Origin of the sequence: Nitratidesulfovibrio oxamicus (assembly GCF_015731765.1) — a bacterium.
In the GTDB taxonomy this organism is placed as follows: domain Bacteria; phylum Desulfobacterota; class Desulfovibrionia; order Desulfovibrionales; family Desulfovibrionaceae; genus Cupidesulfovibrio; species Cupidesulfovibrio oxamicus.
In genome coordinates this window covers 1-5698 of sequence record NZ_VRYY01000142.1, presented here as the reverse complement: position 1 = coordinate 5698, position 5698 = coordinate 1, and the positions used below count along the sequence as shown (strand labels likewise).

General features: G+C 67.2%; 4 protein-coding genes. 2 read left to right on the top strand and 2 right to left on the bottom strand.

The window, feature by feature from the left end; all coding sequences use genetic code 11:
* Both FVW20_RS06295 and FVW20_RS06290 read right to left on the bottom strand, forming a co-directional pair.
* Window positions 1-1195 (bottom strand): N-acetylneuraminate synthase family protein (locus tag FVW20_RS06295; protein WP_196608765.1); only part of this gene is annotated, 1195 nt, incomplete at its 3' end.
* Window positions 1192-1944 (bottom strand): winged helix-turn-helix transcriptional regulator, encoded by a 753-nt coding sequence (locus tag FVW20_RS06290; RefSeq protein WP_196608764.1) that lies wholly within the window; start codon window positions 1942-1944, stop codon window positions 1192-1194. The genes FVW20_RS06290 and FVW20_RS06295, both read right to left, overlap by 4 nt.
* 596 nt (window positions 1945-2540) lie before the next feature.
* Between FVW20_RS06290 and FVW20_RS06285 the strand changes: the two genes are divergently transcribed.
* Together FVW20_RS06285 and FVW20_RS06280 are read left to right on the top strand one after the other, a co-directional pair.
* Window positions 2541-3509, top strand: coding sequence for a hypothetical protein (locus FVW20_RS06285; RefSeq protein ID WP_196608763.1), 969 nt, complete (start codon window positions 2541-2543; stop codon window positions 3507-3509).
* Between the two features lie 321 nt (window positions 3510-3830).
* A complete protein-coding gene (locus tag FVW20_RS06280) occupies window positions 3831-5393 on the top strand; it encodes an ABC transporter substrate-binding protein (protein WP_196608762.1) in 1563 nt (520 codons plus the stop codon).
* The last annotated feature ends 305 nt before the right edge of the window (window positions 5394-5698 follow it).

Below are 5698 nucleotides of genomic sequence, written 5' to 3'. Positions count from 1 at the left end.
ACGCGGCCCCGGCCTTGCGGCGGACTTCAGGCGCGGACCCGCATCCGGCCCCGGGCGCAGACCCTGCCGCAGACGGGGCATCCGGAGTGTCCGGCTCGCCCGTCTGCACGGGCATGGCCAGCATGGCGGGCAAAAGCTGCCCGTCGCGCGGCAGGTCCACGGTCAGGGAATTGCCGATCACCGCGTCCCACAGTTCCGGCGACAGGCCGTCGCCGGGGCTTTTCACGGTCAGGTCGTCCGGGGCCAGCACGGTGCCCGCAGCCAGGTCGCGCGCGGCCACCAGGCTTTTGCGCAGCTTGACGGCCATGGCCGCCTCGTGCGGGGTGACGCGCTTTTCTGTCACGCCCATGGCCCGTTCCACCTCGCGGATCAACTGGACCAGCATCGCCAGGTCGTCCGGTTCCAGCGAGGCCTGATGGTCGGTGCCGCGCTGGGTGCGGTCGAGGGTGAAGTGGCGTTCCACCAGGCACGCGCCGCGCGCCACGGCGGCCACGCTGGGGCCGATGCCCCGCTCGTGGCCGGAATAGCCCACGGGCAGGCCGTAGCGCAGGGCCAGCCGGTCCATCACCGGCAGGGCGATGTCCGCCTCGTCGCAGGGGTAGCTGGAATTGCAGTGCAGCACCACCACGCCGCCCCGCCCGGCGGAAAGCTCGGCCACGGCCCGGTCCACCTGCGCAAGGGTGCTCATGCCCGTGGACAGCACCACCGGCAGCCCCAGCGCGGCCACCCGGCGCAGCATGGGCACGTTGACCACGTCGGCGGAGCAGACCTTCAGCAGTTCCACCTTCAGGTCGGCCAGCACGGCAAGGCTGGGCGCGTCCCAGGCGGATGCGAAGAAGACCATGCCCAGCGATTCCGCCAGTTGCTTCAGTTCCGCGAACCGGGCGGCGGAAAGTTCCAGCGCGTCGCGGTGTTCGCCGTAGGTGGCCCCGAAGCTGTTGGGGCCGCCGTACGCGGCTTGCGCGCCCTCGGTGGTGAGCAGGGCGGAGGTGTCGCGCTTCTGGAACTTCACGGCATCGGCGCCGGCGCGGGCGGCCTCGCGCACCATGCGCCGGGCGGTGTCCATGTCGCCCTGGTGGTTGTTGCCCACCTCGGCCACCACAAGGCACGGGCTGCCGGGGCCGATGCGCCTGCCGGAGGCCAGGGTGATGCAGGGGGCGGCGGTGCCGCCCGCAATGTTGGCGGGTGCGTTCATAACAGCACGACGACCTCCCGCGCCGATTCGGGCATGCCGGGCATGGCCAGCAGCTGTTGCTGGATGGCGCGCTGGTGCGCGAACGAGGACACCACCACAGCGTCCACGGCCAGTTGGCCGGGGGCGGCCAGCAGGGTCGCCGGGGGCTGCACGGTGTGCCCGTGGAAGGGGGTGCCGTGCTTGGTTGTGTCGTTGTCCACCACCAGGGTCACCTCGAAGGGGGTGCCTTCCAGCGCCGCCAGCACCACTTCGCCTGTTTCGGCGGCGCCGAACAGGGCGATGCGCAGCGGGGCAATCCGCTGTGGGGCAATCCGCTGTGGGGCGGGGGGCAGGCCGTGCCGTGCCGCAGGTTCCCCCGCGTCCGGTGTATTCGGCGCGTCCGGTGTGTTCGGTATGGCGGGCGTGTCACGCCGTTTCGCCAGCGGTTCCAGCCGCCGCCGCACCAATTCCTTGATGGAGGCGAACCCCCGCACCATCTCGGCGCAGTACTGTTCCATCATGTTGCGCCGGGCCTCCTGCCCCTTGTCGGTAAGCCGGTAGGCAAAGCTCTTGCGGTTCACCGGGGCGAACTGGACCATGCCCTCGCGGTGCAGCTCCGCCAGGTACTGGTTGACCATGGCGCTGCTGGTGCGGCTGAACCGGGCCAGCTGGGTCTGGCTGAGCCGTTCGTTTTCGGTCAGCGCCTGCACCACGGACAGCAGGCGCAGCTTTTTGGACGGACGGATGTAGTCCTTGCCCTGGAAGAACATGAGACCCCCGAAAAAATCGTTCAGTATGTTTATGATCGATTTTGGCAGGCGAGGGGGAATGTGTCAAGCAGGGTGCGGAGAAGACACGGCTGGTGCACCTTGGCGGGGGAATGCGGCATGCCCGCGCGGGGTTGCGCCAAGGGCAGGTGAGCGGGCCAAGGGTATCGAACGTCAGATCAGGGAACCGACGGGAAGGCCGCCGTCACCGTGCCGCCCCGTATCTGTGGCAATACGAACGTCCACAGGGAGTGTAGCCGTGCGCCTGTAGCGATGCGGATGCCGTCAGGCTCCGGGGGCAGTCGGGTAATGACGGGGTGATCGGCACCGGCGGCATGGCCCGGCCACGGCACCGGCGTTGCATGCGCGCGGCGGGGCGGCGGATTTTGCCGGGTGCGGAGTGGCGCTGCACCGTCCCCCGGCCCCCGGTGCGCGTGGTGGTTATCCTTGACGCATGGCGGCTTCCGGGGCAGTGCTCATGAACGCGTGGCGCAGGGGCATGGCCCCGCTCGGGGGAGTTCAGGCCGCCGCGCGCGAACCCAACGGACGCACGATCATTCGGGGCATGCCACGCGCCAGGGCATGTTGCAGGAGCATCAATGGCATTGTTCGGCAAGAAGGACGAGGAGCACGCGGCAAACCTGGTGTTCCAGCAACTGCGCCTTGCGGCGGACCGCCGGGCGCGGTTTTACGTGGTGGTGCGCACCCGCGACGGCAAGCAGCATTCGCTGCCGGGGCTCATCGAATCGTACGAAGGCCCCACGCTGCTCATCGACATGTCCACCGGGGTGCGGCTTTCATCGGCGTGGAAGGGGCAGACGGTGGAATGCTATTTCCGCATCGTGGCCATGGCCCCCCAGCGTACGGAACAGCATTTCATGTTCGCCTCGCGCATTCTGGACATTCGCGCCCTGTCCACCGGACTGATCGTGGAACTGGAAAAGCCCGCCGCCATCGATTCGGGCCAGCGCCGCCGCAGCGTGCGGGTGCGCCCGGTGCCGGAACTGGTGGGCCTGCTGGAAATGCGCCGCGACCAGTCGTCCGACGACGGCCCGCTGCCTCTGGCCGCCCTGGACGACTACCGGCGCATCATCGGGGTGGCCGCCCAGAACCCGCTGGAGGGCGATGCGCCAACGGTTCCCCTGGCACCCGCACCAGCCGCAGACCAGGGCCCCGTGCCCGCCTCCAGCCCGGCCAGCGACCCGCAGCCGGGCCTTGTGGATATTTCCGCCGGGGGGCTGCGCGCCTGCATCGCCCCCCGCGCGGGCGAGGACGGAGAAAAGGGGCCACTGACGCGCGGCGACAAGGTGGTGCTGCGCGCCATCCTGCACTGGCCCGGCGGCGCGCATCAGCCCCTGGACGTGCTGCTGAAGGGAGAGATCTCCACCCGCATGCACACGGGCAGCGTGGCCGGCGGGGTGGACGTGGGCGTGGAGTACCTGCTCGACGGCAAGATCGATGCCGATGGCACGGTGACCTGGGTGCCCGTGCGCGACGGGGTGTACCGCATCGCCCAGTGGGTGAACGCCGTGTATATGGAATACATGCGCAAGGTGCGCTCCCGGTAGGGTTTTCACGCCGTCCTTTCGTCCGTCGGCAGCCCCTGCCCGCACCCTTTTCCGCCGGATACTAAAGGCCGTCGCACCCGTGCAGGGCGCGACGGTTGTTGCATGTTCCGCCTACAGGTTGATTTCACGGTACATTTGCGTGACGCGATTTGACAATATTCGCACGGCGCGCGGCTTGACGCACATGCCGCCGGATGGTCTACAGGACTGTCGGTCCCATTGCATCGGACAACGCGACGGCTGCGCCGGACGTACGGCCACGGGACGAGCCGTACCCGGCCAGCGGAGCGTCATTGTAGCAACAACCGCTGGAGGTACTGGATGAAACGGACCATCGTACTGCTTCTGATGATGTTGACGGCCGTGCTGGCGTTCGGCCCCAAGGCCGAAGCCGCCGAGGGCAAGACCTTCCGCGTCGGCATCTCGTCCGACCCTGAATCGCTCGATCCGCACATGCAGCTTTCCGGGCCCATGCTGGCCTACTCGCACTGGGTGTTCGATCCCCTGGTGCGCTGGACCCAGGACATGAAGTTCGAGCCGCGCCTGGCCGAGAAGTGGGAGCAGATCAACCCCACCACCATGCGCTTCCACCTGCGCAAGGGCGTCAAGTTCCACAGCGGTAACCCGCTCACCGCCGCCGACGTGGCCTGGACCGTCAAGCGCCTGAAGGAATCCCCCGACTTCAAGGGCTTGTACGTCAAGTTCGCCGAGCCCAAGGTGGTGGACGACAACACCATCGACATCATCACCACCGAGCCCTACGGCCTGGTGATGAACCTTGCCACCTACATCTTCCCCATGGACTCGAAGTTCTACTCCGGCACCGACGCCGCCGGCCAGCCCAAGGGCGCGGTGGTGAAGAACGGCGCCTCGTTCGCCAACGAGAACGCCTCGGGCACCGGCCCGTTCATGGTGGCCCAGCGTGAACACGGCGTGAAGCTGGTGCTGAAGGCCAACCCCAACTACTGGGGCAAGCACGGCAACGTCGAGACCATCGAACTTACCCCCATCAAGAACGAAGCCACCCGCGTGGCCGCCATCCTGAAGGGCGACGTGGACTTCATCACCCCCGTGCCCGTGCAGGACTACGACCAGTTGGCCAAGAACCCCGATGTGGAGCTGATCACCATGGCCAGCACCCGCATCATCACCTTCCAGCTGAACCAGAAGCGCAACCCCGCCCTGGCCAACCCCAAGGTGCGTGAAGCCATCATCGCCGCCACCGACCATGCGGGCATCGTGGCCAAGATCATGAAGGGCTACACCGTGGTCACCCAGCAGCAGGCGCCCAAGGGCTACCCCGGCTACATCGCCGACCTGAAGCCCCGCTTCGACCTTGCCCGGGCCCAGAAGCTGATGAAGGAAGCGGGCTACGAAAAGGGTCTGGAACTGACCATGATCGCGCCCAACAACCGCTACGTGAACGACGAAAAGGTGGCCCAGGCCTTCGTTTCCATGATGGCCAAGATCGGCATCAAGGTGAACCTGAAGACCATGCCCAAGGCCCAGTACTGGGATGAGTACGACGCCCAGGTTGCCGACATCCAGATGATCGGCTGGCACCCGGATACCGAAGACACCGCCAACTATGGCGAATACCTGCTGATGTGCGCCAACAAGGACACCGGCATGGGCCAGTACAACAGCGGCAACTACTGCAACAAGAAATACGATGCGCTGATCGAGGAAGCCAACCGCACCACCGATCCCAAGAAGCGCGACGTGCTGCTGCAGGAATCCGAAAAGCTGGCCTATGACGAGGCCGCCTTCGTGCCGCTGCACATGGAACCGCTGTCGTGGGCTGCCCGCAAGACGGTGACGAACGCGAAAGCTATCATCAACGTGCAGGACTTCCCCTATTTCGGCGACGTGGTGATGAAGTAATGACGAACGGGCGCGGGCGGTTACCAGACCACCGCGCCTTTTCGACGATTTTGTGAAGGCGGGCGGGCAGGGGAACAACCCTTGCCTGCCCCGCCGAAATTTTGTAGCCCACCGGGCGGGGATCACCCCGTTACCGACGCGCGGCATTCCGCCGCCCCCCGCATTCCGGCTTTCGGCTGGGCATCCCGCCAGCCTGTCCGGACACGCGGCGGGCGTTCCCAGCAGGCCCACCGGAGCACGGTGCGCCGTTCGAGGCCGGGTTGCGGACAACGCCGCGCACGCCGTTTCGCGCCTTCGCGCTTTCG